The 26,539-nt window shown below is 71.0% G+C and carries 19 protein-coding genes and 1 pseudogene; 5 read left to right on the forward strand and 15 right to left on the reverse strand.

Annotated features, from left to right (window positions below):
• Window positions 1-38: 38 nt before the first annotated feature.
• The 4 genes from SACE_RS25165 to SACE_RS25180 are packed head-to-tail and all read right to left on the reverse strand — an operon-like array spanning window position 39 to window position 5,055.
• A complete protein-coding gene (locus SACE_RS25165) occupies window positions 39-1,769 on the reverse strand; it encodes a dihydroxyacetone kinase family protein (RefSeq protein WP_009942400.1) in 1,731 nt (576 codons plus the stop codon).
• On the reverse strand, window positions 1,766-3,256 hold the full coding sequence (locus SACE_RS25170; protein WP_009942399.1) for an FGGY-family carbohydrate kinase: 1,491 nt from the start codon (window positions 3,254-3,256) through the stop codon (window positions 1,766-1,768). Before SACE_RS25170 ends, SACE_RS25165 begins: the two co-directional genes overlap by 4 nt.
• The gene (locus tag SACE_RS25175; RefSeq protein WP_009942398.1) at window positions 3,253-4,311 is read right to left on the reverse strand and encodes a 2-hydroxyacid dehydrogenase; all 1,059 of its coding nucleotides are present in this window, start codon (window positions 4,309-4,311) and stop codon (window positions 3,253-3,255) included. The genes SACE_RS25170 and SACE_RS25175 overlap by 4 nt, the downstream gene beginning before the upstream one ends.
• Window positions 4,312-4,362: 51 nt before the next feature.
• On the reverse strand, window positions 4,363-5,055 hold the full coding sequence (locus tag SACE_RS25180; RefSeq protein WP_009942397.1) for an HAD family hydrolase: 693 nt from the start codon (window positions 5,053-5,055) through the stop codon (window positions 4,363-4,365).
• A gap of 134 nt (window positions 5,056-5,189) precedes the next feature.
• On the opposite strand from SACE_RS25180, the gene SACE_RS25185 reads away from it, so the two are divergent.
• Together SACE_RS25185 and SACE_RS25190 are read left to right on the forward strand one after the other, a co-directional pair.
• Complete coding sequence (locus SACE_RS25185) at window positions 5,190-5,978, forward strand: DeoR/GlpR family DNA-binding transcription regulator (RefSeq protein WP_009942396.1); 789 nt, start codon at window positions 5,190-5,192, stop codon at window positions 5,976-5,978.
• A 769-nt stretch (window positions 5,979-6,747) separates the two neighbouring features.
• A complete protein-coding gene (locus SACE_RS25190; protein ID WP_009942395.1) occupies window positions 6,748-8,061 on the forward strand; it encodes an MFS transporter in 1,314 nt (437 codons plus the stop codon).
• A gap of 1,134 nt (window positions 8,062-9,195) precedes the next feature.
• Here the strand turns inward: SACE_RS25190 and SACE_RS40295 are convergent.
• The 4 genes and pseudogenes from SACE_RS40295 to SACE_RS25205 all read right to left on the reverse strand — a co-directional run.
• A pseudogene (locus SACE_RS40295) lies at window positions 9,196-9,951 on the reverse strand (PIG-L family deacetylase); the annotation flags it as partial.
• Window positions 9,861-12,431 carry a GtrA family protein gene (locus tag SACE_RS25195; RefSeq protein WP_009942393.1) on the reverse strand — a complete coding sequence of 857 codons (2,571 nt, stop codon included), beginning with the start codon at window positions 12,429-12,431 and terminating at the stop codon, window positions 9,861-9,863. The pseudogene SACE_RS40295 and the gene SACE_RS25195, both read right to left, overlap by 91 nt.
• A 37-nt stretch (window positions 12,432-12,468) precedes the next feature.
• Complete coding sequence (locus tag SACE_RS25200; protein WP_009942392.1) at window positions 12,469-13,437, reverse strand: glycosyltransferase family 2 protein; 969 nt, start codon at window positions 13,435-13,437, stop codon at window positions 12,469-12,471.
• Between the two features lie 252 nt (window positions 13,438-13,689).
• Window positions 13,690-15,777, reverse strand: coding sequence for a glycoside hydrolase family 43 protein (locus tag SACE_RS25205; RefSeq protein WP_231849777.1), 2,088 nt, complete (start codon window positions 15,775-15,777; stop codon window positions 13,690-13,692).
• 148 nt (window positions 15,778-15,925) lie between these two features.
• Here SACE_RS25205 and SACE_RS25210 point away from each other — a divergent pair, with 148 nt between their 5' ends.
• Window positions 15,926-18,007, forward strand: coding sequence for a S9 family peptidase (locus SACE_RS25210; protein WP_029621362.1), 2,082 nt, complete (start codon window positions 15,926-15,928; stop codon window positions 18,005-18,007).
• Window positions 18,008-18,050: 43 nt separating this feature from the next.
• Here the strand turns inward: SACE_RS25210 and SACE_RS25215 are convergent, their stop codons facing one another.
• The 7 genes from SACE_RS25215 to cmk form a co-directional block, all read right to left on the reverse strand.
• On the reverse strand, window positions 18,051-18,884 hold the full coding sequence (locus tag SACE_RS25215; protein WP_011874642.1) for an aldo/keto reductase: 834 nt from the start codon (window positions 18,882-18,884) through the stop codon (window positions 18,051-18,053).
• Between the two features lie 156 nt (window positions 18,885-19,040).
• A complete protein-coding gene (locus SACE_RS25220) occupies window positions 19,041-19,280 on the reverse strand; it encodes a hypothetical protein (protein WP_009942387.1) in 240 nt (79 codons plus the stop codon).
• 368 nt (window positions 19,281-19,648) lie between these two features.
• On the reverse strand, window positions 19,649-20,767 hold the full coding sequence (locus SACE_RS25225; RefSeq protein ID WP_231849779.1) for a sensor histidine kinase: 1,119 nt from the start codon (window positions 20,765-20,767) through the stop codon (window positions 19,649-19,651).
• On the reverse strand, window positions 20,743-21,444 hold the full coding sequence (locus SACE_RS25230; protein ID WP_009942385.1) for a response regulator: 702 nt from the start codon (window positions 21,442-21,444) through the stop codon (window positions 20,743-20,745). Before SACE_RS25230 ends, SACE_RS25225 begins: the two co-directional genes overlap by 25 nt.
• Before the next feature lie 69 nt (window positions 21,445-21,513).
• Entirely contained in the window at window positions 21,514-22,956 is a 1,443-nt protein-coding gene (gene der, locus SACE_RS25235) for a ribosome biogenesis GTPase Der (RefSeq protein WP_009942383.1), read from the reverse strand.
• A gap of 21 nt (window positions 22,957-22,977) precedes the next feature.
• A complete protein-coding gene (locus SACE_RS25240; RefSeq protein WP_011874644.1) occupies window positions 22,978-23,673 on the reverse strand; it encodes a lysophospholipid acyltransferase family protein in 696 nt (231 codons plus the stop codon).
• 5 nt (window positions 23,674-23,678) lie between these two features.
• A complete protein-coding gene (cmk, locus tag SACE_RS25245) occupies window positions 23,679-24,404 on the reverse strand; it encodes a (d)CMP kinase (RefSeq protein ID WP_009942381.1) in 726 nt (241 codons plus the stop codon).
• A 145-nt stretch (window positions 24,405-24,549) separates the two neighbouring features.
• Between cmk and SACE_RS25250 the strand changes: the two genes are divergently transcribed.
• Complete coding sequence (locus SACE_RS25250) at window positions 24,550-25,032, forward strand: cation:proton antiporter regulatory subunit (RefSeq protein ID WP_011874646.1); 483 nt, start codon at window positions 24,550-24,552, stop codon at window positions 25,030-25,032.
• Window positions 25,033-25,158: 126 nt separating this feature from the next.
• A complete protein-coding gene (locus SACE_RS25255; RefSeq protein ID WP_011874647.1) occupies window positions 25,159-26,520 on the forward strand; it encodes a cation:proton antiporter in 1,362 nt (453 codons plus the stop codon).
• The last annotated feature ends 19 nt before the right edge of the window (window positions 26,521-26,539 follow it).

Genomic DNA, 26,539 nt, shown 5'->3' on the forward strand with positions numbered 1-26,539 from the left:
CGGTGCGGCGGTTTCGAAATCCCGCCGCACCTGTCACGTCAGTGCACGCCTTCACCGGTGAGCACACCGGCGATCTCACTGAGGGCGAGTGCCAGCGAAGTGGCGCCGGGGTCGGGGGTCCCGACGCTGCGCTCGGCCAGTGGCCTGGCCCGGCCCGTGCGCGGGGTGAGCTCCGCGGTCCGTTCGGCGGCCCGGGTCGCTTCCTGGGCCGCCTGCTGCCACGCGTCGCGACCGCGCGAGCCGTCGGCGACCGCGTCCTTGAGCGCGTCAACGAACGGGATCAGCGCGTCCACCAGCGTCTTGTCCCCCACCTCGGCGCGGCCGAGCCGCTGCACCGCACCGAGCGCGGCGGCGGCTCCGGCCGCCAGGTCCTCGGCGGTCGCGGGACGGTCGTCCGGCAGCAGGTCGCCGAAGGACCGCAACGCCGCACCCCACAGCGCACCGGAGGTGCCGCCGGCCTTGGCCGCCCACGCGTCGCCCGCGGCCACCAGCACCGCTGCGGGGCCGACGCCCTGGGCGAGGACCGCGTCGGCGGCCTCCACCGCGGCGGCGCTGCCCTTGGTCATACCGCGGCCGTGATCGCCGTCCCCCGCGATCGCGTCGAGCCGCCCGAGCTCGTCCTCGGCGTCGCGCAGCGCGTCGGCCACCGAGTGCAGCGCGCGGACCACGGTCGCGGCGGTCGCTTGGCCCTCCGCCGGGGCGACGACCACGATCGGCTCGTCGATCGGCGCGGACTCGACGACCTCGGTGCTCTCGGGCTCCGACACCGTGACCGCGTTGCCCTTGCGGTAGGCGGGTGTGTCGGCCGGTGCGCTCCAGAGCCGCTCGAGCTCCGGGTCCAGCCAGGTCAGCGTCAGCGAGCAGCCGGCCATGTCCAGGCTGGTCACCAGCTCACCGACCTCGGGTTCGACGACCTCGACTCCGGCCTCCGCGAGCAGCCGCGACACGGTGCCCCACACGACGAACAGCTCCTCGTACTTGGTCGCGCCGAGCCCGTTGAGGATCGCGGTGACCCGCGGAGTGGCGCCTTCCGGCGCTTCCGCGAGCACGCCGTCGACGAGGATCTTCGCCAGCTCCGAGGCCGAGGGCATGTCCCGTTCGGACACACCCGGTTCGCCGTGGATGCCCAGCCCGAGCCCCATCTTGCCGTCCGGGACGTGGAACAGCGCCTCGTCCTGGCCCGGCAGGGTGCAGCCGTCGAAGGCCACGCCGAGGCTGCGGGTGCGGTCGTTGGCGTGCTCGGCGACGCGCACGACCTCGTCGAAGTCGTAGCCTTCCTCGGCCGCCGCGGAGGCGACCTTGAAGACCACGAAGTCGCCGACCACACCGCGCCGCTTCGAGCGCTCCTCCACGGGGGCGCTGGCGACATCGTCGGTGACGACGACGTTGTGCGCCCGGATCCCCGCCCGCTCCAACCGCTCCACGGCCAAGCCGAAGTGCATGTTGTCCCCGGCGTAGTTGCCGAACGAGAACACGACGCCGCCACCGCTGTCGGCGGCGCGGCCCACCGAGTAGGCGTCCTCCGACGACGGGGAGGTGAAGATGTTGCCGATGACCGCACCATCGGCGAAACCGGGGCCGACCACGCCGCAGAACGCCGGGTAGTGCCCCGAGCCGCCGCCGGTGACCACGGCGACCTTGCCCTGGCGACCGCGCCGCGAGCGCACCACGCCACCGGGCACCGGCCGGACGTAACGAGGGTGGGCGGCCACGAAACCGGCCACCATGTCTTCGGTGAACGACGCGGGATCGTCGTACAGGCGAGTCATTCGCCAGCCTCCTTCGGGGTTGCCTGCCGGCCCTTCGCGGTCGCCTGCCAGCCCGGCCGGGCCCGGTCGATGGCGGCCAGGTAGTCGCGGTAGCCGCGCTCGTAGAACTCGACCGCGCGGGGGTGCGGCTGCACGACGTGCCGGTCCGCGGCCCACTGGACGCGGTCCACGGGTTCGCCCAGCGAGTCCCACGCGGTCATGGCCGCACCGCGGCCCCCGACGCACTGCTCGTGCGGCACGTGCAGCGGCCTGCCAAGCACATCGGCGAAGATCTGGCTCCACGCGGCCGACTGCGCGCCGCCACCGCACGCTGAGACCGTGCCGGTCAGCCCCGCAGCTTCAAGGTTGTGCCGGGCGGCGTAGGCGACCGCCTCGCACATCGCCCGCACCAGGTCGGCCGGCCGGGTTTCCAGCGACAGCCCGGTGAACTGGCCCCGTGCCCGCGGCTCGACGAACGGCGCGCGCTCGCCGGAGCTGGACAGGAACGACAGGGCCGACACCCCACCGGCACCGGGTTCGCTGTTGCCCAGCAACGTCTCCAACTCACCGACGTCGGCACCGACCATGGCCAGCACCCAGTCCAGGTTGGCGGTACCGACCATCGCGGGCATCACCCGCAGGAACCGGTCAGCGCGGGGCGTGGCCAGCCACATGCCCGCGATCTCGGCACCGGGGACGAGGCCGACCTCGTCGCGCAGCACCTGGCAGCCCAGCGTCGTGCCGATCACCAGGGTGCCGTCACCGACCTCGTCGATCCCGGCGCCCAGCGCGCAGGCCGGCAGGTCGAACGGACCGGCCGAGACCGGCAGACCGGAAGGCAGTCCGAGCTGCCGGGCCATGCTGCCGTCGAGCCCGAACAGCTTGCCTGGCGGAGCGGGCTCGGCCAGCAACCTGCGGTGCGACTCCAGCCCGCAGGCCGCCAGCGCCTCCGCCGAGTACGTGCGGGTGGGCACGTCGAGGAACGGCAGCGACGCGTCGGAGGCGTCCACGGTGATCTCGCCGGTGAGCCGCTGGATGATCGCGTCCACGCAGTAGCCGGCGACCTCGGCGCGCTCCAGCCGCTCGGGGTCGTGCTCGGCCAGGTGCGCCAGCAGCGGCCCCGCCGAGCCGGGGAACATGCCCGCTCCGGTCAGTTCGTGCACACGCCGCAGCACGCCGGTCTCGTGCCAGCGGTCCAGCACGCTGGACGCGCGCGCGTCCAGCCATGAAATGGCCGGGCCGACCTGGTGGCCCTCCCGGTCCCGCAACCACAGCCCGTCACCCTGTCCGGTGATGGCCAGGGCCTCGATCGGCTCGTCGGCCTCGGCCGCCACCGAGCGCACGACGCTGAGCACCGTCTCCAGGACCTCGTCGAGGTCCTGCTCGACCCGACCGCCGGGCAGCCTGCGCAGCGTGCTGCGCACACCGTGGGTGACCGTCGCCGTGCCGTCCCGGCCCAGCAGCGACGCCTTCGTCACCGACGTGCCGACATCGACTCCGAGAATCATGGCCGCAGGCCTTCGATCCGGTCCAGCACCTCCGGGTTGGCCACGAAGCGGGGCCGCTCGCCGGCCAGGAACCGGGCGACCTCGCCGGCGACGATGTCGGCGGCGCGGTGCGCGGTCTGCCGGGTGGCGCCTGCCAGGTGCGGAGTGGTGATCACGTTGGGCGCGTCGAACAGCGGCCAGTCGCGCGGCGGCGGTTCGATGTCGTAGACGTCGACCGCCAGCGCGCCGAGCCTGCCGGACTTGAGCAGCCCGGGCAGCGGCGCGTAGTCGAGCAGGCCACCGCGGGCGGAGTTGACCAGCACCGCACCTTCGGGCAGCAGCGCGAGGTTGTCGGCGTTGAGCAGGTGGTGGGTCTCGGGGGTGAGCCGGGCGTGGAGGCTGACGACCGAACTGCGCCGCAGCAGCTCCTCCAGCTCGACCAGTTCGACACCGTCAGCGGTGGCGTCCTCGGGCTTGACGAACGGGTCGGCGACCAGGACGTGCGCGCCGAACGCCGCCAGCACCCGGGCCACGATCCGACCGATCGCGCCGTAGCCGACCAGACCGACCGTGGAGCCTTCCAGCTCGATGCCCGCGTTCTCGTAGGCGTAGTAGTCCCCGCGCCAGTTGCCCGACTTGAGCTCGGCGTCGGAGGCGGGGATGCGGCGCAGCGCGGCCAGGACGAGGCCGACCGCGAACTCCGCCGCCGCGGCGGCGTTGCGCCCGGGCGCGTAGCTGACCACCACGCCTGCCTCGGTGGCGGCCTGCAGGTCCACATTGACCGGGCCGCCCCGGCAGACGCCGACGAACCGCAGGTCGGGGCTCTTGGCCAGCACGTCGGCGGTGAACGGCGCCATCTGGGTGGCGGCGATCTGCACGCCGGACAGCGACTCCAGCAGCTGCTCCTCGGTGCCGCTGGCTTCCTTGACGTTGCCGACGGGCCCGAACGGCTCCACCGGCCACGGCAGCTTCAGCGTGCTGAACTCCAGCTCGTGTTCGCCCGCGCGGTCGCGCAGGGCCTCGACGAACACCTCGGGAGCGACGAAGTGGTCGCCCGCGGCGAGAACGCTGGTCATGGGGACTCCTTTGTCAGGTGGACGCGGCAGCGTCTTTGCGTGCGGACGACTTCAGCCGCGGACCGGCGTGGGCAGCGAGGCGAGCAGCCGCTCGCGCACGTCGTCGAGGTCGGCGGCCACGTAGCCGGCCGCGGCCAGCGCGTCCTCGGCGGGCGGGTAGTCGGAGTTGGGGATGGCCACCACCGTCATCCCAGCAGCGGCCGCCGCCCGCAACCCGTTGCTGGAGTCCTCGACCGCGAGGCACTGCTCGGCCGGGTGGCCGAGCTTCTCGGCCGCGGCGAGGTAGACGTCCGGGCTGGGCTTGCCACGAGGCACCTCCGCGCTGGAGACCGTGGCGCTGAAGTGCTCGGTCAGCCCGTGGCGGTCGAGGACGGCGTCGATCAGCCTGCGCGGCGCGGAGGAGGCCAGCGCGATCGGCGCCCGGGCGGCGGTCTCGGTGACCATCCGCAGCGATCCGGGAAGCAGTTCGATCTCGCCGCGGTCGAGCGCGGCGATCATGCCGTCGACCACGGCCTTCTCGGTCTGGGCCGCCGTCTCCTCGGCCTCGCTGAAGGCGGCCAGGAAGGCCGACCACTCCGGAGCGCTCATGCCCTGCACCTGCCGGGTCTGCTCGGCGGTCCAGGTCTTGCCCCGGTCCGCCGCGAACGCGGTCCACATCCGCTCCCACAGATGTTCGCTCTCGACGAGAACGCCGTCCATGTCGAACACGACCGCGCTGCGCGCGCCCGCCTCGGGCTGCGTCATGCCTCAACCTCCCGCAATCCACTGGTGCCGCCAAATTAACATTTGACGAGTTAAGTGTCACTACCCATGTGATAGTTCGCCCGGATTGCGGCCCGAGGATTACCACGCACCGCTGGAACAGGCAAGATGGCCCCATGTCGTCCGCACCGAAGAAGCAGTCCCCCCGACTCCTGCGGCAGCAGAAGATCGTCGACCACGTGGTCTCCAACGGTTTCGCCAGCGCCGCGGAGCTGTCGAACCTGACCGGGGTCAGCCTGATGACGGTGCACCGCGACCTCGACGACCTGGTCACGCGCGGCCTGCTGCGCAAGTTCCACGGCGGGGTCTCGGCCCAGCCGTCGACGGTGTTCGAGAGCAGCTCGGACTTCAGACTGCACACCCACACCCGGGAGAAGGAGGCGCTCGCGGCCGAGGGGCTACGCATGGTGGCGCCGGGGATGTCGGTCATGATCGACGACTCGACCACCGCGCTCGCTCTGGCCCGGCTGCTGCCCGACGTCGGCCCGCTGACCGTGGTCAGCAACTACCGCCAGGTGCAGGAGGCGCTGCGCGAGGTGCCCGACATCAGGCTGATCGGCCTGGGCGGCGAGTACTCCCGCACCCACGATTCCTACGTCGGGCTGCCCTGCCAGGAGATGGTCAGCAGCTTCTCGGTGGACATCGTGTTCCTGTCGACCTCGGCGATGAACGCCCAGATGACCTACCACCAGGAGCAAGAGATCGTGCTGGTCAAGCGCGCGATGCTGGAGAGCGCCAGCACCCGGGTGCTGATGATGGACGCCAGCAAGGTCGGCCGCGCGGCCCTGCACCGCTTCGCCCCCGTCAGTGCCTTCGACCACGTCCTGCTCGCCGGCGAGTTCGACCCGGAGCTGGTGGAAGCCATGCGCGAGCACACCGACGTACGCCAGGCCGCCCTGACCTGACCACTGCTGGCAGCCCGGCTCGCCAGCCCCGCAGCCGAGTTGGCTCCCGCCCCGGACCGCGTACCGCGATGCTGGCCCTCGCCGGGAGCCGGGAGCCGCGACTCCGGAGGCGGCGGCACCGCGGGCTTAGCACCGGGGCAGCACTGCGGGGCTGACTCTCTCCACCGGCGGCGTCTCGCGACAGCTCCGCCCCCGACGCCCAGTGAGCGCCGCGAGCCCGATGCCCCGAACACTGCACAAGCGACGCGCCCGCGGTCCCTCAGGAACGGGTTGTCCGACGCCCGGCGCGGGCCGCACGCCCGGTGCACACCGCACACCCGCTGTGTGCCGGACGCCCGGTTCCCGCAAGCACGGCACTCCCGACGTCCAGTCGGCACCGCACGTCCGACACTTACCGAGCACCGCAGAACCGGCGTCCACTGAGCAACGCGCGTCCGACGCCCGGCAAGCACCGCGACTGGATCAGCTCCGCAGCGCCAGTCGGAAACCCCGCGCCCTTCCCGGCCCAGGTGTCCCCCCCGCGGGGCCTACGCCTGAAGCGGCCGTTTCCACGTCGCGGTGTCCTACATCCACAGTCGGGACGACGGGGTTTAACACTTCTATTGATAAATCTAGCTCGCCGTATGAGTATGGTGCGCGACGTTAGCGAGGTCGGCGTCCCCCGACGACGGCTCCCCGGTTACCGGTGGCCACCTCTACCCCGGTTCCGGCGGCGGCCTGGTGGCGGGCGCGCGTGACTCGCATCAGCACCTCAACGTGGAGGTTTGGCGTGACCACAGCCACTCCTGCGGGATCCGGGTCCCTGCTCGACAGATGGGGCCTGCCGAAAGCACTGGTCTACGGCTACATCGGCGTGCTCCTGTTCATGATCGGCGACGGCGTCGAGTCCGGCTTCATCTCGCCGTACATGGCCGACCACGGCGCGGGCAGCGACGTGCACGCGGGCTACGTGATCACCGTCTACGGCGTCGCGGTGATGATCGCGTCGTGGTTCTCCGGTGCGCTCTCCGACGTGTGGGGCCCGCGCCGGGTGATGATCGTCGGTTTCGTGATCTGGGTCGTCTTCGACGTCCTGTACCTGGTTTTCGCACTCGGCACGCAGAACTACGTGCTCATGCTGGTGTTCTACGGCATCCGCGGCTTCGGCTATCCGCTGTTCGCCTTCGGTTTCCTGGTGTGGATCACCTCCACCGCTCCGAGCGCGCGCCTGGGCGCGGCCGTCGGCTGGTTCTACTTCGCCTTCACCGGCGGTCTGCCGACGCTGGGTTCGCTGTGGGCGAGCATGACCACGCCCTACCTCGGTCAGCTCGGCACCCTGTGGTCGGCGCTGGTGCTGATCGGCCTCGGCGGCGTGTTCGCGTTCTTCGGGGTCAAGGAGCGCACCGGCTACGGCCGGCTGATCCCGCAGGAAGTCACGCTGAGCGAGAGCCTCGGCAGCAGCGTCTCGGTGATCTGGACCCACCCGCGGGTGTTCGTCGGATGCATCGTGCGGATCATCAACACCGCACCCGAGTTCGGGATGCTGGTGTTCCTGCCACGCATCTTCTCCGACGGCCTGGGCTTCGGCGAGAGCAAGTGGCTGCAACTGCTGGCGATCATCTACGGCACCAACATCGTGTGCAACCTGATCTTCGGTGTGGTCGGTGACAAGATCGGCTGGCGCCGGACGATCGCGAGCTTCGGTGGCGTCGGATGTGCGATCAGCGTGGCGCTCTTGTACTTCATCCCGGTGTGGCTGGGCCCGGACTACTACTGGGCAGCGGTTCTGGTCGGTATGCTGTACGGCGCGACGCTGGCGGGCTTCGTCCCGATCTCGGCGCTCATACCGTCGATGGCACCGACCAACAAGGGTGGCGCGATGGCGCTGCTGAACCTCGGTGCCGGTGGCGCGACGTTCGTCGGGCCGGCCATCGCGAGCCTGTTCTTCCCGGTGGCCGGGGCCGCCGGGGTGACGCTGATCTTCGCCGGGCTCTACGTGGTCGCCGCGCTGCTGACCACCCAGCTCAAGATCCCCAAGGACGCCGAAGTGGCGATCAGGGAGGGCAAGAGCCTGCAGGAGGTCAGTGCCACGGCCACCCGCTGAACCTCGAACCTTCCGCCCGCGCCTCTTCCCCCAGGGGCGCGGGCGGATCGCCGTCCAGGGCTCGTCCGTCACGGTCACCAGGTACCTGCCGTCCGGCGTGAACGCGGGGCCGTCAATGGTGTGCCCCGCGAGGACATCGCTGCGCACCCGCCCGCTCTCGATGGTGAACACCGTTGTGCCACCGGAAGAACCGCGCACCGCGACGACCAAGTGATCTCCGATGGTGGCCAACGAAGGTTCGGACACCGCGGCCGCCTCCAGCGAAGCCACGGCACCCCAGCCCGCGTGCTCGGCAAGCACCACAACGCGTCCCGTATCGGCCTCGCGGAACGCGACATACCCGCGTGCGACGGCAATCCGCCCCGCCGGGCGCTGACCGTGCGGTGTCGTCGCCACGGCCTCGAACCGGCCTCCGGGAGTGCCGCGCCAGTGCAGCAACCGCGTGCCTTCCAACGCGAAGACGTGGGTGATCCCGGAACTGTCCACGACCACCGAGACTTCGTCGGCCACTTCAGCGCCGCCGATGTCGCTCCACGTGATCGACCGGTCGCTACGGACGCTCACCCGACCCCGGCCGTTCTTCACAGCGACGACGATCGCGCCGTCCGGTGCCACGACCACCGCGGGCGGACCGACATGGGTCACTCCCTGGAACACCGATGGCGCTCCGAGGTCGACCCATCCGTCCTGCCATCGCTCGGAATCGTCCTCCCGCCTCAGCAGCACCCGCCCGGACGTCTCCGCCTGCACGACCAGCACGAGCCGGCCAGAGCCGTCGGTGGCCATTGCGGGCGAGCCCGCTGCCGGGACGAATCCTCGAGTGCTCAGCTCTCGCTCGCCGAGGAACAACCGACCACCTCGCACGTGCGCCCACACCGGTCGCCCCGCACGGTCGATGGCGGTCCACGAGCCCGACCGGCCCCAGCGCGGACGCATGCTGCGCAACCACGTCGCGTAGGGATCGCCCATGCTGACCACCGGATCGTGCGCCGCGTAGGCGGCGAAGTCCCGGCGCTTCTCGGCCACGACGCGCGCCGGAAGGTTCGCCGGTGCGTCCGCGATGTTGTAGTCGCGGTAGTTCAGGACGTGGACCGCCATGCCGCCCGGGTCGTGGCGCCGCAGCGCCGCTCCGGCGAAATGCGCCGTGGCGATGTGGTCCGGATGGTTGTGGCCCGGCCACTGCGACTGGTACCTGGCGTCCGGCTGCGGGTCCTGGGTGCGAAGCACGGTGGGTCTGAACCGCGCGTACAGCTGCGCGAGCACGGCTATGAGTGCACCGCGGTCGTAGGTCGATGGCCCCCGCACCGGTGACCCCGTCGGCACCAGCGTGTGGACAACGGCACGCTCGTCCTGCCACAGCCGACTCAGCGCGTGCTTGCCACCCTGCGCGCGTGGGTCGTTGTCGTCCGGCAGGTTGACCCACACCAGTCGAACCGACGGCAGCGCTCTCGGGGAGTGCACCTCGACCGACCGCTGCGGCGACAGCGCGAGCTCGGTGCGGTTCCATTCGTCGGGCACGCCCGCCATCGAGGCGTACGCCGCCCGCGTGCCTGCCTGCCGCCGTGCGGCGTAGGGCTCGGCCGGGACCACATCGCTCTCACCCGCCGTGAGGTAGATGGTGGTGACCGAGGCGCCCGAACGGATCGCCGCGCGCAGGTCGGGGTTCATGAACAGGATGTCGTCGTCGGGATGGGCGACGACCTGCACGTGACTTCGCACCGGTGGCACGGCGCGCGCTCCCGCGGGCAAGCCGAACATCGCTACCACCACCAAGCAAAGAACGAGCGCTGCCCGCGCGGTCAGCACGGCTCCGCCCTTCGCGTCCGCGTGGACAGCACGACTGCCAGCGCTGCGCCGAGCGCGGCGAGCACGGCCTGGAGTCCGAACCATGGCGGCTGCCAGGTGACTCGCAGCGTTCCCGCCTCGGCTCCCCGCGGTAGCACGACTTTCAGCAGCCCCGCGGACGTCGAGCGCACAGCGGTAGGCACACCGTCCACAGTGGCGGAATAGCCGGGCCAGGCGAGGCGCGCGAAAACCAGCTCAGCGCCACTGCTGCGTGCGGCGCGGAATCTGACCGTCTCAGCGCGCTGACCATCCTGAACGCTCCCGCTCACGGTGACGCCGTGTGCGACGCTCAATCTGCCCTCGCGCCACGGCAGCGATCCTTGCCTCCGCAGGACGACCACGTCTGGTGCCCGCTCGGAAACCTGCCATCCCGGGGGAGGTTCCGGATCGTCGATCAGCTTGCGCTGCACGACCACCCGGTCGAGCCTGAGCTGGTCGGCCAGCACCGCACCGGTCTCGTCGGCTTTCCACAGCCGTCGGTACGCCTCCGCGCACGCGGAACCGTAGTAGCTCAAGCACAACCGACGGTGCAGTGGCTCGTAGCCGATACCGGTGTAGGAGACCAGGCTTGGTACCTCCGCGACGGCGTGCATGTGGCCGAACAGCAGCCGCCGCCATGCGCGTCCGGATTCGACGTCCTCACCGCTGATCGCGTTCCGGTCGGCGATTTGGAAGAGGGTGCCACCACGCACGTCGGCGAACTCGGCGCGCACCCGGTCGACGTCCGTGGGGAAGTTGTAGGTGGCCACGTCGCGATTGGCGGGGAACCACCACATCTGCATGACCAGTGCGCAGGCGGTGCCGAGGTGGATCACCACCGCACGCGAGGCGCTCGTCCGCGAAGCCAGAACCACCACGAGCAGACCGCAGATCACCACCAGGGACGCCAGGTGCTTGAGCGACTGCGACGGCCAAGCCGCGAAAGACAGGTAGGCCGACCCCGCCAACGCTGCCGCCGTGCACGTGAGGCGAACACGCAGCCGGTCGGTGCGAAGGCCGTGCGAGAGCGCTACGGCGAACAGCACCGACACCGCCAGCCACAGCACCGCGACGTGCCGCAACGGCCACCGGAACAGCCATGCGTTGGACGGTCCGAGGCACAGCAGCGCGTAGAAACCCGCGAGCACGAGCGCGGCGCAGCACCGCCGCCGGTGCGCCAGCGCCGCCCGCCAGTTCAGCCACGGCAGCAGCGGCACGACGAACCACGCCAGGTAGGTGGCGGGCACGGTCATCCGGAAGGAGCCGAACGACAGGATCTGCGGGGCGAAGCCGGGCATGCTGGCGTTGAGCAGGTCGGCGATGTCCGGCACGAGCTGGCCGACGTTGAACAGCTCCAGGCCGGAACGCCAGGTCACCGGGCCGGTCATCACCAACGGCAGGAAGACCAGCGGCAGCGTGAGCGCGGCAGCCGCGCCCACCCCGGCCAGTCGCGCGACCGGTTTGCCGGCAAGCGCGGTTTCGACCAGCACAGCACCGAAAATCGCGCACATCGCGAGAACGCCGTACGGATCTCCTGCCGAGACGCACAGGAAGCAGAACACCCACACCACCCACGGCGCGGCCCGGCCGTCAGCCATCCGGCGCAGCGACCACCACACCCACGGGACCCACGCGAACCCCATGAGCCCGGCCGCCCAGCTCGACGCTTGGAAGTACAGGACGAACCCGGATACCGGCAGTGCCGTGGCGAGCACGGAGGCGGCGGCGCGCGAGGCACCGTAGCCGCGGCACAGGGCGTGGACGCCGACACCGAGGACGACCAGGAACTGCGTCTTGATCGCGGTCGCGGCCACCGCGAGGTCACCGATCGCGACGACCAGGAGGTAGTCGAGCAGATGCAGCGGGTTCCAGACACCGAACAGGGCCTCCGCCGCGAGGTTCCCGCCCATCCAGGCATCGGCGTCCAGCAGCAGCGGCCACTCGCCGGCCAGCAGCCGCTCGCCCAGCCGGTGCCACATGGGCAGGAACTGCGCCGCGCTGTCGTCCCAGAAGTAGAAGGACGGGTTGACCAGAGCCGGTATCTGGGCGAGCACAGCCACCAGCGCGGCCACCGCGACAGCCGCCCGGATTTCCGGCTTCCTCGCGTGGAAGCGAGCACGCCACGTCAGGGAGGCGGCCGCCGCGGGCGTGGGAGCGCATGTGAGCGCGCGTTTGCTCAGCAGGAAGGTGACCGGCAGCACCAGCAGACCGCCCAGGACCGGGGCCACCACCGGTCCGACACCGAAAACGCCGACCAGCACCGCGACGACACCCGCGCTGAGCGCGATCGTGGGCACGTTCGACAGCGGGTACAGCAGCAGCGTGCGCGCTCGGGGCACGACGCCGAAGGTGAACCGGCAGTTCAGCACGTACGAGCACAGCATCGCCGTCACCGTCGCGACCACGTGCGCCACGACGTAGGGCAGCACGACCCAGCTCGCGAGGTAGGCGGCGCAATGCACCGCCGTGTTCGCCACGCCCACCGCGGCGAAGCGCACGAAGCCCGAACCCACGAGCGTCGAACGCGCAGCGTCTCCCCACACCATTCCCCCAGAAGTAGAAATCGACAGAACAACGCGGCAGTCAGCCCGCCCTGGACAACGACTCCAGTCGTTGTGCGTGCGTCGGCGCCAGCCCGCCACCCGACTCCTTCACCAGGAAGTGCGGACGGCGCTTGGTCTCGACGTAGATCCGCCCGAGGTACTCGCCGAGCACGCCGAGGAACAGCAGGTGCAGACCGCCCAGGCCGGCGACCGCGACCAGAAGCGTCGTGTAGCCCGGTACCCGCACCCCGTTGACCAGCGTGTGCACGACCACGAAAGCCATGTAGCAACCGGCCAGCACCGCGACGAGCAGGCCTAGGTAGACCGACAGCCGCAACGGCTTGCTGTTGAACGACACCAGCCCGTCGATGCCGTAGTTGACCAGCTTGCCCAACGACCACTTCGACCGGCCGATCGAGCGCGGGACGCCGCGGAACGGCACGGTGGCCGTGTCGAACCCGATCCACCCGAACAGTCCCTTGGAGAACCGGTTGCGCTCGTCCAGCGAGAGCACCGCGTCGACCGCCCGGCGCGACAGCACGCGGAAATCGCCCGCACCGTCCTGAACACCGATGTCGGTGAGCGCGTTGAGCGCTCGGTAGTACATGCGGGAGAGCAGCGAGCGCAGCAGCGGATCGCCTTCCCTGCTCCGGCGGGCCACGACCTGGTCGCAGCCGGAGTCCATCAGCGCCAGCATCCTGCTGAGCAGCTCGGGTGGGTGCTGGAGGTCGGCATCCATGATCGCGACGCGCTCCCCGCGGGCGTCGCGGAGTCCGGCGAGCACCGCGGCCTCCTTGCCGAAGTTGCGGCTCAGCGCCAGGTAGCGGACCCGGCGGTCGGCGAAGGCCAGCCGCCGTGCCTCGATCAGCGTCCCGTCGGTGCTGCCGTCGTCGACGAGGATGACTTCGCATTCCCTGCCCACCTCGGACAGGACAGCGGCGAGTGCGTCGTGCAGCCGCGGCAGCGCGCGTTCCTCGTTGAAGCACGGGATCACTACGGAGAGGTACATGGTCCGGCTCTCATCCAGGCTCGGCGGGAAGCCCGATCCGCGCTGGGAACGGGTTTTCGGTCGAATCGACCCTAGGAGCGCCGCCGAAAGCACCCCCCGCCCGACACGCCGACGCGTCACCCGGGCAGGAGAATTCGCCGCCGATCCGGTAGCGCATTCCTGCATCGGCCAGAGAGGCTGTTTCCGCTGATCAGACGGCTGGAATCCGTGAGCGTGCAGCGTCAGCGAACAGCCACTACGCCGCGCGCAGGGTCACAGCCGCGCGCACTGCCCCTGGGCCGCGCCGCGCACCTCGTTCGGCCTGCCCTCGTTGCTGGGAGCTGGAGAGTTCGCGCGGCACGTCAGGGAATCCTCGAAGACGTTGCCCGCTACCACGATGGGGCTCGCGCTCCGGTTCCCCTGCAGGCGCACCGGTCCCGACACCCGACCGTCCTGCACGCGCACCCGTCCGGACACGCCGTCGACCCGCAGCTGTCCGGCGATCTCGACGCCCGACAGCCACACCCCGAGTGCACCACGCACGTCGACTTCTCCGTCCACAGTGGAGTCGAGTGCGACCAGCGCCGCGCCTGCGCGCACGCGCACCGTCCCGGACACCGTCGCGTCACGCAGGCACAGCACGCCTTCGGAAACGTCGATCGAGTCCTGCGCCCCGGTCAGCGTGCGCGTGCACGACGTCACGGGAACGGCCACCGCGACCGGGGTCCTGCGCTCTCCGTCCAGGTTGTCGACGCCGAAGTAGCTGCCCGCCGCAGTACGGCGCTGGTAGTGCAACGTCAACGCGGCGATCTCGGGCACTCCCGGCCCTGGTCGGAGGACTGCGTGGTTCTCGGACTTCTCGACCGTTGCGGCCGTGGGCGGTTCGACGGTAGCCGTGACGCGGTTGAGCGCGTTGCCCAATCCCATCGCCGCGCTTGACGCGGTCGCCACCCGCCAGCCGACCCGCGCGCTCCCGGGGCCGAGGTCGACCAGGCCGACGTCGCTGGTCAGCGAGTACGGCGCCACACCGGCGGGAATCGGCTCGTCGGCGGTCGACTGCTCGATGCCCAGCGACGCCGAGCCTGCGTCGAGGTGCATCCGTTCGGTGTAGAGCCTGCGGCCGGTGTCGGTGGTGGGCCTGCCGTGGTGGACGTAGTAGAGCTGCGAGCCGTCGGGCGACGCGATGACGCTGCCGTGCCCGGTCGAATACATGCTCTTCTGCTCGTCCTGCTCCAGCACCGGGTTCGCGTCGCTCTTCTTCCACGGCCCCAGCGGGTGCTCGGCCACCGCGTACCCGACTCCGTAGTACGCGTTGGCGTAGTTGTTGGCGGAGTAGGTCATGAAGTAGACCGGCGATCCGTCCTCGGTGTAGCGCTTGATGGTCGTCGATCCCTCGGCCCACCGGCGGTCCTTCTTCTCCCCTCCGGACTCGGCGTAGTCGTTGACGTGCGCGTTCTCCCACGGCTGCGGGTCGCCGCCGTAGTTGAGCACCGGGGTGAAGCCGTCCTTGCGCACCAGCGGCGGATCGCCGGGGGAGCCGTTGGCGTCGCGGTAGCTCGGGTGGATCTCGGGCATGGTGGCGCCCGCCGGGTCGTGCCACCAGTCCGCGGTCAGCTCGACCGCGTAGATGTTGCTCTCCTCGACGTACTTTCCGAGATCGTGGTCCCACACCCAGTTCCGGTAGGCGTTGCGGGAGAAGTACAGGTAGATGCGGTCGCCGTCGAAGAAGACGTTCGGGTCGATGAACGGCAGGTAGGTGCCCAGCGGCGCCGTCATGCCCTCCTCGAGCGTCGCGGGCGGCTTCTTCTGGGTGTGGTCCATGATGAGGTTGACGTCGTGGTAGTCCGGGTCGTACGGGAAGTAGTCGATCGGATGGTCCACGATGTTGCGGAACGGGCCCGCGGGCGAGTCGGCGACCGCGACGCCGACTTTGCTGGGCTCCTCGAAGTCGGCGTATTCGAAGTGCTCGGCCACGCCGTCGCGCATCCTGGCGGAGTAGAACAGGAAGTACTTGCCGGTGTCCTCGTTGTGGTAGACCTCCGGCGCCCAGAACCAGTCCCGGCCCCACTGGGTGCCGTCGCCGGCGTCCAGCGCCCCGCCCGGCAACCGCTCCCACGTCGCGAGGTCCGGGGAGCGGTAGACGGCGAAGTGGTAGCCCGGGTCGGCGCCCTCGGTGGAGTAGGCGAAGTAGGCGCCGCTGTCCCGGTCGTGCAGCACGAACGGGTCCGCGCCGGGCAGCGACGCGTCGTTGCAGTAGGTCGCGTTGGTCGTCATGGGGTCGCGCGTTTCCGCCGTCGCGGTGGTCATCGTCGCCACGAGCAGGAGCGGCACCACCGACACCGCCCCTCGCCAGCGTGCCACCGGTCGCCTCCCGATCACACCCGCAGTGATGACTCGTTCACCGTGGGTTGACTCTTGCCGGTGACGGTGGGGTTGTCAACATCGGGCACCCGGGACGCCCAACGCCCTGCCGCAGCGGAGGGCAGCCGGGTTTGGCAGGCTGGCCGCTATGCCGTCAGAGCAGTCGTTTCCTCGCCGCAGCGCCCGGACTCAGGGCTTCACCCTCGGCGCGCCAAGGAATTTCACCGTGTCCGGCGACGGCGCGACAGTGCTGTTCCTCCGGTCCGCCACCGGCACCGACCGGCGCAACGCACTGCACGCACTGGTCACCGCAACGGGTGAAGAGCGAGTACTCGCCGATCCGGCCTCGCTGCAGGCCGACGAGCACGTGACGCCCGAGGAGCAAGCGCGGCGGGAGCGGCTCCGGGAGCGCGGTGCCGGCATCACCGGCTACGCCACCGACAGCACCGCGAGCCATGCCGTGTTCGCACTGTCCGGGAGCCTGTTCATCGCCGACGTCGCCGCGGGGACCGTGCGCGAGCTGCCCGCGCGGCAGCCAGTGGCAGATCCCAGGCTCGACCCGCACGGCCGCACGGTCTCCTACCTCTCCGGCGGCGCGCTGCGCGTCATCGCCGCCGACGGCACCGGTGACCGCGCGCTGGCCGAGCCCGACGGTGACGACGTCGGGTGGGGTGCGGCCGAGTTCATCGCGGCCGAGGAGATGCACCGCTACCGCGGCTACTGGTGGTCGCCGGACGGCTCTGCGGTGCTGAGCGCGCGAGTGGACGAGTCCGCGGTCGCGCACTGGTACCTCGGCGATCCGGCCGACCCGGCCCGTCCGCCGACACCGATGCGCTATCCGGCCGCGGGTTGCGCGAACGCCGACGTGACGCTGGCCGTGCTGGGCCTCGACGGTTCGCGCGTGGACGTCGACTGGGACCGCGCGTCCCTGCCGTACCTGGTCGCCGCGCACTGGTCGGCCCACGGCAGGCCGCTCATCGCCGTGCAGTCCCGCGACCAGCGCACGCAGCTGGTCCTGGCGGTCGATCCGGCCACCGGCGCGACCAGCGAGGTGCACCGTGACACCGATCAGCACTGGGTCGAGATCAAGCCCGGCTGGCCCGCGTGGCATCCCAGCGGCCGACTGGTCCGGATCAGCGCCCAGGACGGCGCGTACCGGCTCGTTGTCGGCGACCGGCCGTGGACACCTCCGGAGCTGCAGGTCCGCGCGGTGCTCGACGTGGGCGAGGACGTGCTGCTGTCGGCATCGGAGGACGACCCGGCGGAGGTCCACGTCTACCGCGCGACCGAGGACGGCGTCGAACGGATCACCCGGTCCTCCGGCGTGCACAGCGCAACCCGCTGCGGCGAGGTCGTGGTCGTTGCCACCGGCTCCCTCGACGAGCCTCGCACCCGGTTCCGCGTGCTGCGCGGCACCCGCGAGGTCGCCGAGGTCGACTCCCGTGCGCAGTCCCCGGCCATGGCGCTCAACGTCGAGCTCCTGCGGCTCGGCGACCGGGAGCTGCGCAGCGCCTTGCTGCTGCCCAGCGACTACCGCGAGGAACGCGGCAAGCTGCCGGTGCTGGTCGACCCCTACGGCGGCCCCCAGGCGCAGCGCGTGCTCGCCCGCCAGCAGGGCTACCTGACCTCGCAGTGGTTCGCCGACCAGGGCTTCGCCGTGCTGGTGACCGACGGGCGCGGCATGACCGGCCGCGGACCGGACTGGGACCGGGCCATCGCGGGCGACCTGGCGGGCCCGACGCTGGACGACCAGGTCGACGCCCTGCACGCCGCCGCGCGGCAGCGCCCCGAGCTGGACCTGGACCGCGTCGCCATCCGGGGCTGGTCCTTCGGCGGCTACCTGGCGGCGCTGGCCGTGCTGCGCAGGCCCGAGGTGTTCCACGCCGCCATCGCGGGCGCGCCTGTCTGCGACTGGCGGCTCTACGACACCCACTACACCGAGCGCTACCTCGGCGATCCGAACGACGTCCCGGAGGTCTACGAGGCCAACTCGCTGATGCGCGACGCCGCCGCGCTCGAACGCCCGCTGCTGCTGGTGCACGGCACGGTCGACGACAACGTGGTGCTGGCGCACTCGCTGCGGTTCTCGGCCGCGCTCACCGCCGCGGCCCGGCCGCACACCGTGCTGCCGCTGCCCGGTGTCAGCCACATGCCCACCGACGAGGGCACGACCGAGAACCTCCTGCTGCTGCAGGTGGATTTCCTGCGTCGCGCGCTGGCGAGCCGCTGACCGGCGACCGCCGCGAGGTCCGCGCCTCGCGGCGGTCGCGACGTCACAGGATTTCCAGCGGCACCGCGCGCCCCGGCGCGGGGAAACGCGCGTCGAGATCGGCCAGGTCCTCATCGGACAGCCGGATCTCCAGCGCGGCGTGGTTCTGCTCGACGTGCTCGGCGGTGGCCGCCTTCGGGATCGCGCACACCCCTTCGGTGGCCAGCACCCAGGCGATCGCGACCTGCGCGGGCGTGGCCGAGTGCCGCTGCGCGACCTGCTTGAGCACCGAGTCGCCGAGCAGGCGCCCCTGCTCGATCGGCGAGTAGGCCATCACCGCCAGCCCGTGCTCGCCGCACCACGGCAGCAGGTCGTACTCGACACCCCGGCGGGTCAGGTTGTACAGGACCTGGTCGGTCACCGACTCCCTGCCGAGCTCGTGCTCCCACAGCTCGCGCATGTCGTCCGGGTCGAAGTTGCTGACCCCGAAGCGGCCGATCCTGCCGTCGGCGCGCAGCTGCTCGAACGCCTCCAGCGTCTCGGCCAGCGGCGTGCCACCACGCCAGTGCAGCAGGTACAGGTCGATGTGGTCGGTGTTCAGCCGTCGCAGGCTGCGCTCGCACGCCTCGACCGCACCCCGCCTGCTCGCGTTGTGCGGAAACACCTTGCTGACCAGGAAGACCTCGTCGCGGCGACCGGCGATCGCCTCGCCGACCACCTCCTCGGCACCGCCGTTGCCGTACATCTCGGCGGTGTCGATCAGCCCGACACCCAGGTCCAGCCCCCTGCGCAGGGCCTCGATCTCCGTCGTCCGGTCCGAGCGCCGCTCGCCCATCCCCCAGGTGCCTTGGCCCAGAACCGGCAGGTCGCCGCCACCGGGCAACCGAAGCTGTCGCATGCTCGCACACTCCGCATCTCGTTCTCGATCAACAGGTCGTGCCGGGCGCGTCGACAGTCTAGGCGGCGCCGGACCGGCCGATCACCGGACGCGGAACGGGGTGGCCACCGCTCGAAGCGGTGACCACCCCGCGTGCTCCCACGGACCAGTGACCGGTCACTTAGCGGATTGTGCCTGCAGGGTGCCGTTGTCGTTCCACTGGTTGTTGTGGATGCGGGTGGGCTGCACGTTGCCGTCGCTACCGACGTTGACCTGGATCGGCCTGGCGCTGTTGATCGCGAAGTTGCTCTGGGAGGTGGCGTTGAACTGGTCCTGGACGGCCCAGTGGTCATGCCACCTCCAGCCGTCGTTACCGGCCGCCATGGCCGCACTCGAAGCCCCCAGCAGCAGCGGCACGCTCAGGCTTCCCGCGATCAGGGCACGACAGACAGTACGCATACTCACGCCTTTCCGTGACGGGTCCCGATCAGCCGCTATAACTGATCGGTTCGGAACCAAATGCCTGGAAATGACCTTCGGAAAACTCCCCGGAACCATTTCCGTGCATCGATTCTCAACTCGCCACACGCGCCCCCTCAACCGCAGCGGACTCGCATTTCCAAAACTTCGGCGGCCCGTAACGCCACCCTGCAGATCGCCGATGCGGCGCACCGTTTCCCTCAGGTTAAAGATTTTCCAAGACTGCTTGGAGGTCGTTGGACACGCACCGCGACCACGCTTGCGGGTGATGATCGAGGTAGCCCGATCGATATCCGGAACGCACCTCAGCGCGGCCCTCGCGGCAGCAGCGCCACCAGTTCGAAACCACCGTCCGCGGCCGGCCCGGCATCCAGCCGGCCACCGGCCATCTGCACCCGCTCGGACAGGCCCTCCAACCCGGACCCGCCGGAACCGATGTCCACCGGTTGCCCGTCGGCCGCCGAGTTGACCACCGAAACCCGCAGAGAGCCCCCGGTGACGTCGACCCGGACCGCGACCCGCGCCCCCGGAGCGTGCTTCGAAGCGTTCGTCAACGCTTCCTGGACCACCCGGTAGGCCGCGCGCTCCAGTCCCGGGGTGAACACCTCGCGCTCGTCGACCTCGAGGGCCAACCGCACGTCGAGACCGCTGTCGCCGGCCCGGGTGACCAGGTCCGGGATCGCGCGCACGCACGCGGCCGCCGGGTTGCGGTCGCCGGCGAGGCCGAGCGTCGTGCGCATCTCGTCCAGTGCCTGCTTCGCCAGCGCACGCAGCCGCCCCGCCGACTCCTGCGTCGCGGGCTCCTCACTGGTGGCCGCGAGCGCCGCCGACTCCACCGCGATCAACGTCACCTGGTGCCCGACCGCGTCGTGGATCTCCCGAGCGATCCGGGTGCGCTCCTCGGCGCGCGCCGTCTCGGCCTTGGCCGCCAGCTCCGCCTCGGTCGCCTCGCGAACTTGCCGCAGACTGTCGGTGAGCTGGTGGCGGGTCGTCACCAACGCACCCAGCGCCACCGGGGCACCGGCGGCGAACAGCACGAAGCTCACCGTCAGCAGGACCGCCGGCAGTCCCAGCGACTGCTGGACAAGCACCGGCACCACTGCCGCCACCAGCACCACCAGCAGTGCAGCGACCTGCCAGCGGTAGTGCGGACGGGCCCGGCCGAACGCGTACAGCGCGACCACACCCGGCGCCCAACCCAGACCACCGACGAACGCAGGCACGCACAGCGCCACGACCAGCCTCGGCCACCGGTGCCGCAACGGCAGCACCGCGCACGCCGACAGCGCCGACACCAGCGAGAACCACGAACTGGAGTGGGAGAACAGCACCGCCACCACCGGAAGCCCGACCGCGAGGACCTCCGACACGACCAGGCGCCACCACGAACCGGCCCGGTTCACCACGACTCGCCGTCTCCGCAACCGGACACCCGCTGCGCGATCAGCGCCGCCTGCACGCGGTTCTCCGCCCCCAGCTTGCCGAGCACAGTGGACACGTAGCTCTTCACCGTCGCCTCGGTCAGCCCGAGGCGGTCGCCGATGTCGGCATTGGACCGACCGTCGGCCAACAGGAACAGCACCTGCCGCTCCCGCGCCGACAGCGTCCGGACCAGCCGGACCTCATCGGCGCTGTCCCCCAGGTTGCGGAACCGCGGCAGCAGCCGCGCCGTGATCCGCGGATCGAGCACCGCGCCACCGGCCGCCAGGTCGATCACCGCGCGGACCAGCACCGCCGGGTCGGCGTCCTTGAGCAGGAAACCGTTGGCCCCCAACCGCAACGCCTCGGCGACGTAGTCGTCGAGGTCGAAAGTGGTCAGAACCGCGGCGATCGGCGGAGCCGCCATCGCGCGCAGGTCCCGCAGCGCGCTCAACCCGTCCTTGCTCGGCATCTGCACGTCGACCAGCACCACGTCGGGGCGATGCCCGCGCACCGCGGCGAGCAGCTCCTCGCCGTTGCCCGCCTCCGCCACCACCCGGATGCGGCCGCCCTGCTCCAGAAGAACGCGCAGGCCACGCCGCAACATGACCTCGTCATCGGCCAGCACCAGGCGGATCGGACGTTGCGCGGCCCCCGCCGTCTCCCCGCGCACCTCGGTCACCTCCCCTGTTTCCGAGGGTTTTGAGCAGCCTACTGGGCCCGCACCACCCGGCGCGGGCGCCACGACAGGTCAGCGACGACCGCTCTTGGGGCCTTTTCGCTCCCGCACCCGCACCGAGATCCGCACCGGGCTGCCCACGAAGCCGAAGGTGTCGCGCAACTTGCGCTCCAGGAAGCGCCGGTAGCCGGCCTCGAGGAAACCGGTGGTGAACAGCACCACCGTCGGAGGACGCGAATGGGCCTGCGTCGCGAACAGGATCTTCGGCTGCTTGCCGCCGCGCACCGGCGGCGGGTGCGCCGCGACCAGGTCCGACAGCCACGAGTTGAGCTGCCCGGTCGGGATCCGGGTGTCCCAGGAGTTCAGCGCGGTGCGCAGCGTCGGCGCGAGCTTGCCCACCGCACGCCCCGTCAGCGCCGAGACGTTCACCCGCTCGGCCCACCGCACCCGCACCAGCTCGCGGTCGATCTCCTTGTCCAGTTGGTGCCTGCGGTCCTCGTCGACCAGGTCCCACTTGTTGTAGGCGATGACCAGCGCGCGCCCGGCCTCCACGACCATCGTGAACACCCGCAGGTCCTGCTCGGTCAGCGGCTGCGAGGCGTCCACCAGCACGATCGCGACCTCGGCCGCCTCGATCGCGGCCTTGGTGCGCAGCGAGGCGTAGTACTCCGTACCGCTGGCCGTCTTCACCCGCTTGCGCAGGCCGGCGGTGTCGACGAACCGCCACACCTCACCGTCGAGCTCCACCAGCGAGTCGACCGGGTCGACGGTGGTCCCCGCGACGTCGTCGACCACCGCGCGCAGCTCACCGGTCAACCGGTTGAGCAGGCTCGACTTGCCCACGTTGGGCTTGCCGACCAGCGCGACCCGGCGCGGACCACCGGTCTTGCCGAACTCCTCGTGCGGCACGTCCGGGAAGACCGCCAGGATCTTGTCGAGCAGGTCACCGGAACCACGACCGTGCAGACCGCTCACCGGCATCGGCTCGCCCAGACCCAGAGACCACAGCGCGTGCGCCTCGGCCATCGCCCGCTCGTCGTCGACCTTGTTCGCCGCCACCAGCACCGGCCGCTTCGAGCGCCGCAGCACCCGCGCCACGGCCTCCTCGGTGGCGGTGGCACCCACCTGCGCGTCGACGACCAGCAGGATCGCGTCCGCGGTCGACATCGCCATCTCCGCCTGCGCGGCGACCGCGGCCTGCAGGCCCTTGGCGTCGGGCTCCCAGCCGCCGGTGTCGACCACGGTGAAGCGCCTGCCGTTCCACAGCGCGTCGTAGGCCACCCGGTCGCGGGTCACCCCCGGGGTGTCCTGCACGACCGCCTCCCGGCGGCCGAGCAGCCGGTTCACCAGCGTCGACTTGCCCACGTTGGGGCGGCCGACCACGGCCAGAACCGGCTGCGGCACCGGGGCGTTCTCGTCATCGGAAAGGTCGGCGTCGTCGAACTGGGCCCACTCGGCCTCGTCGGACCACGTGCCGTCCAGACCGGAACCGCCTTCCAGCGACTCGTCGGTCACGCTTCGTTCCTCTCGGTAGTACTAAGTCTTGTCAGCGGTCGGGACCAGCCGGTCCAACTCGGCGATCAGCTCGACCAGTTCGGTGCGCACCCGCTCGGTCGCTGCGGTCAAGCCCGCGCGCCCCTTCGCGTCCGGCAGCACGACCGGATCCCCGAACAGCACGTCGACCCTCGGCAGGAGCCTACGGCCGCGCCCCTCGGGACGCCGCGTCCCCCGGCACGCCACCGGCAGCAGCACCGCACCCGAGGAACGGGCCAGCCACGCCGCCCCGTTCTGCGCCGTGGCCATCTCACCGCCGCGGGTTCCCTCGGGGAACACCCCCACCAACCCGCCCGAGCGCAACACGCGCACCGCCGCCAGCAGCGGCGTGCGGTCCGGCTCGCCACGGCGCACCGGCAGCTGCCCGATCTTGCGCAGGAACCAGCCGAGCAGCCCGCGGAACATCTCGTGCTTGATCAGGAACACCGCGGTGCGTGGGATCATTCCGAACAGCAGCGGCCCATCGGCCAGCGAACTGTGGTTGGCCACCAGCACCACCGGCCCGGTTCGCGGAATCCGGTCGGCGTGGTGGATGCGCACCCGGTACGCGGGGCGCACGAACAGGATCGAGATCCACTGCCCCACCCGGTGCAGGAACGGCGAAGCACCGTCGGGCAGCGTGCCGCCACGCTCCCGCGCCGGTGCCCGACCGCCCTGCGACGCCGGGCCGCTTCCCATCGAGTTCACCGCGATGTCCGTTCCATTCCCGCGAGCAGGCCCCGGTTCTCGACCAGTTCGAGCAGCCGCCCCACCACGGCCGCCACGTCCAGCTCGGTGGTGTCCAGTTCGAGCGCGTCGTCGGCCCGCCGCAACGGCGAGGTCCGGCGCCCGGAGTCCAGCGCGTCCCGGCGCCGCACGTCGGCATGGGTCCGCTCCAGGTCGCTCACGCGTCCCTCGGCTGTGTCCTGCGCCGTGCGGCGCTGCGCGCGGGCGTGCGACGAAGCCGTCAGGAACACCTTCAGCCCTGCATCCGGTGCGACGACCGTGCCAATGTCGCGGCCCTCGACCACTATGCCGCCCGGCGCCGACAGCGCCTCACGGATCAGCCCGCGCTGCTGCTCCACCAGCAACTCGCGCACCGCACCGACCGCCGAAACCGCCGAAACCGCACCAGTCACCTCCGGCCCGCGGATCTCCACGGCCACATCGGCACCGTCCAGGAAGACAGTAGGCGCCAGCGGGTCGGTCCCCATCTCCAGCTTCGCGGCGGAGGCGATCCGCTCGACCCCGGCGGCATCGTCCGGCGCCGCCCCGGCCCGCAGCACGCCGAGCGTCACCGCCCGGTACATCGCACCGGTGTCCAGGTACGTCGCACCCAGCTCCGCCGCCAGCTTGCGGGCCACCGTCGACTTGCCGGTGCCCGACGGACCGTCGAGGGCCACCACACCGCGCAACCTGGCGTGTGCCACGTCGCCTGTCCTCCTTCGTACCGACATCGGCGGTGGATACCCACCGCGACCGACAATCCATTCTGCCTGTTCGGCACGCGGGCACCCCAATCGCATCCGGATCGGCGGTGCCGCCGCCCCGAACGCCTGTACTAGGGTCGCCGGTGTGGACGTGACAGTGACCCCGTTGCCGGGGCTGGGGACGCAGCAGGATTTCACGACCCGCTCCGGTCACCGCATCGGCGTTATCTCCTACCGGGACGGCCGGTTCGAACTGATCGTCTGCAACCACGGCGACCCGGACAAGGTGGCGACGTCGGTCGACCTCACCGTCGAGGAGACCAGCGCCCTGGCCAACCTGCTCGGCGCGCCCCACCTCGTCGCACAGCTCACCGAGCAGCAGCGCGAGGTGGCGGGGATCACCACCCGGCAGCTGCCGGTGGCCCCCGGCTCGCCGTACGACGGCCGCGCCCTCGGCGACACCGAGATGCGCACCCGCACCAGCACCTCGATCGTCGCGGTGGTCCGCGGCGGCACCGTGCACCCCTCACCCCGGCCGGACTTCGAGTTCGCCGGCGGTGACCTGGTCGTCGCGGTGGGCACCGCGGACGGCCTGCGGGCGGCCACCGAGATCCTCGACAAGGGCTGATCTCGCGCCTGCACGGCCGATCAGGGATCGGATGAGCCCGGGCACCCGGGCTCATGCCGACGTGCGCGGGTCCGGCCGGGCAACACGACAACTGCACACGTACTGACCAGGTGAGGGGAAACACCGTTGCACGACACAGCTTTGTCGCTCATCGAGCTGGGAGCGGTGTTCTTCGGACTGGGAGTGCTGGGCAGGCTCGCGTGGAAGATCGGCATCTCGCCGATCCCGCTCTACCTCGTCGGCGGTCTCGCCTTCGGCACCGGCGGCCTCATCCCGCTGCACGGCATCGAATCGTTCACCCACCTCGCCTCCGAGATCGGCGTGGTGCTGCTGTTGCTGTTACTCGGGCTGGAGTACTCGGCGGGCGAGCTCGTCACCGGCCTGCGCCGCTCGTGGCTCGCCGGACTCGTCGACCTCGTCCTCAACGCCGCACCCGGTGTCATCGTCGCGCTGATGCTGGGCTGGGGAGTGGTCGGCGCGCTGACGATGGCCGGCGTCACCTACATCTCGTCCTCGGGCATCGTGGCCAAGGTGCTCGGAGACCTCGGCAGGCTGGGCAACCGGGAGACACCGGTGATCCTGTCGATCCTTGTCTTCGAGGACCTCGCGATGGCGGTGTACCTGCCGATCCTGACCGCCGTGCTGGCCGGGGTGACCTTCTTCGGTGGACTCACCGCCGTCGGCATCTCCCTGGTCGTGATCACGGTGGTGCTGATCATCGCGCTGCGCTTCGGGCGCTACGTCTCCGCGCTGGTCGACAGCCCCAACCCGGAGGTGTTCCTGCTCCGGCTGCTCGGCGCCGCTTTGCTGGTCGCCGGGATCGCCTCCGAGCTGCAGGTCTCGGCCGCGGTCGGCGCGTTCCTGCTCGGCATCGCGATCTCCGGCTCGACCGCCACCAACGCCACGCGCATCCTGGAACCCTTGCGCGACCTGTTCGCGGCGATGTTCTTCGTGGTGTTCGGCCTCAACACCGACCCGACGGCCATTCCGCCGGTGCTGCTGCCCGCGCTGCTGCTGGCTGTGGTGACCAGCGTGACCAAGATCGCCACCGGCTGGGTCGCGGCCGGGATGCAGGGCGTCGGCAAGCTCGGCCGGGCCCGGGCCGGCGCGGCCCTGGTGGCGCGCGGCGAGTTCTCGATCGTCATCGCAGGCCTGGCCGTCGCCAGCGGTGCGGTCACCGGCGACCTCGCGGCGCTGGCCACGACCTACGTCCTGCTCATGGCGGTGATCGGGCCGATGGCCGCGCGCTTCGTCGAGCCGGTCGCCCGCCGCATCGTGCAGCGCCCCGCCGCCCAGGCCCGCCCTCCGGTGCCCAGCTCCGACTCCCCCGCCCAGGTCAGGCCCCAGGCGCCCAGCACTGACCCAGCGGCCAGCGCCGACCGGGCGACCAGCTCTGACGCGGCGCCCAACTCTGACCCGTCGCTCAGCACAGATTCGGCGCTCAGCACTGACTCAGCACACAGCACTGACTCCGACGCCCAGCGCTGAGCGGGCGCCCAACTCTGAC

The sequence above is a fragment of the Saccharopolyspora erythraea NRRL 2338 genome (assembly GCF_000062885.1).
GTDB lineage: Bacteria > Actinomycetota > Actinomycetes > Mycobacteriales > Pseudonocardiaceae > Saccharopolyspora_D > Saccharopolyspora_D erythraea.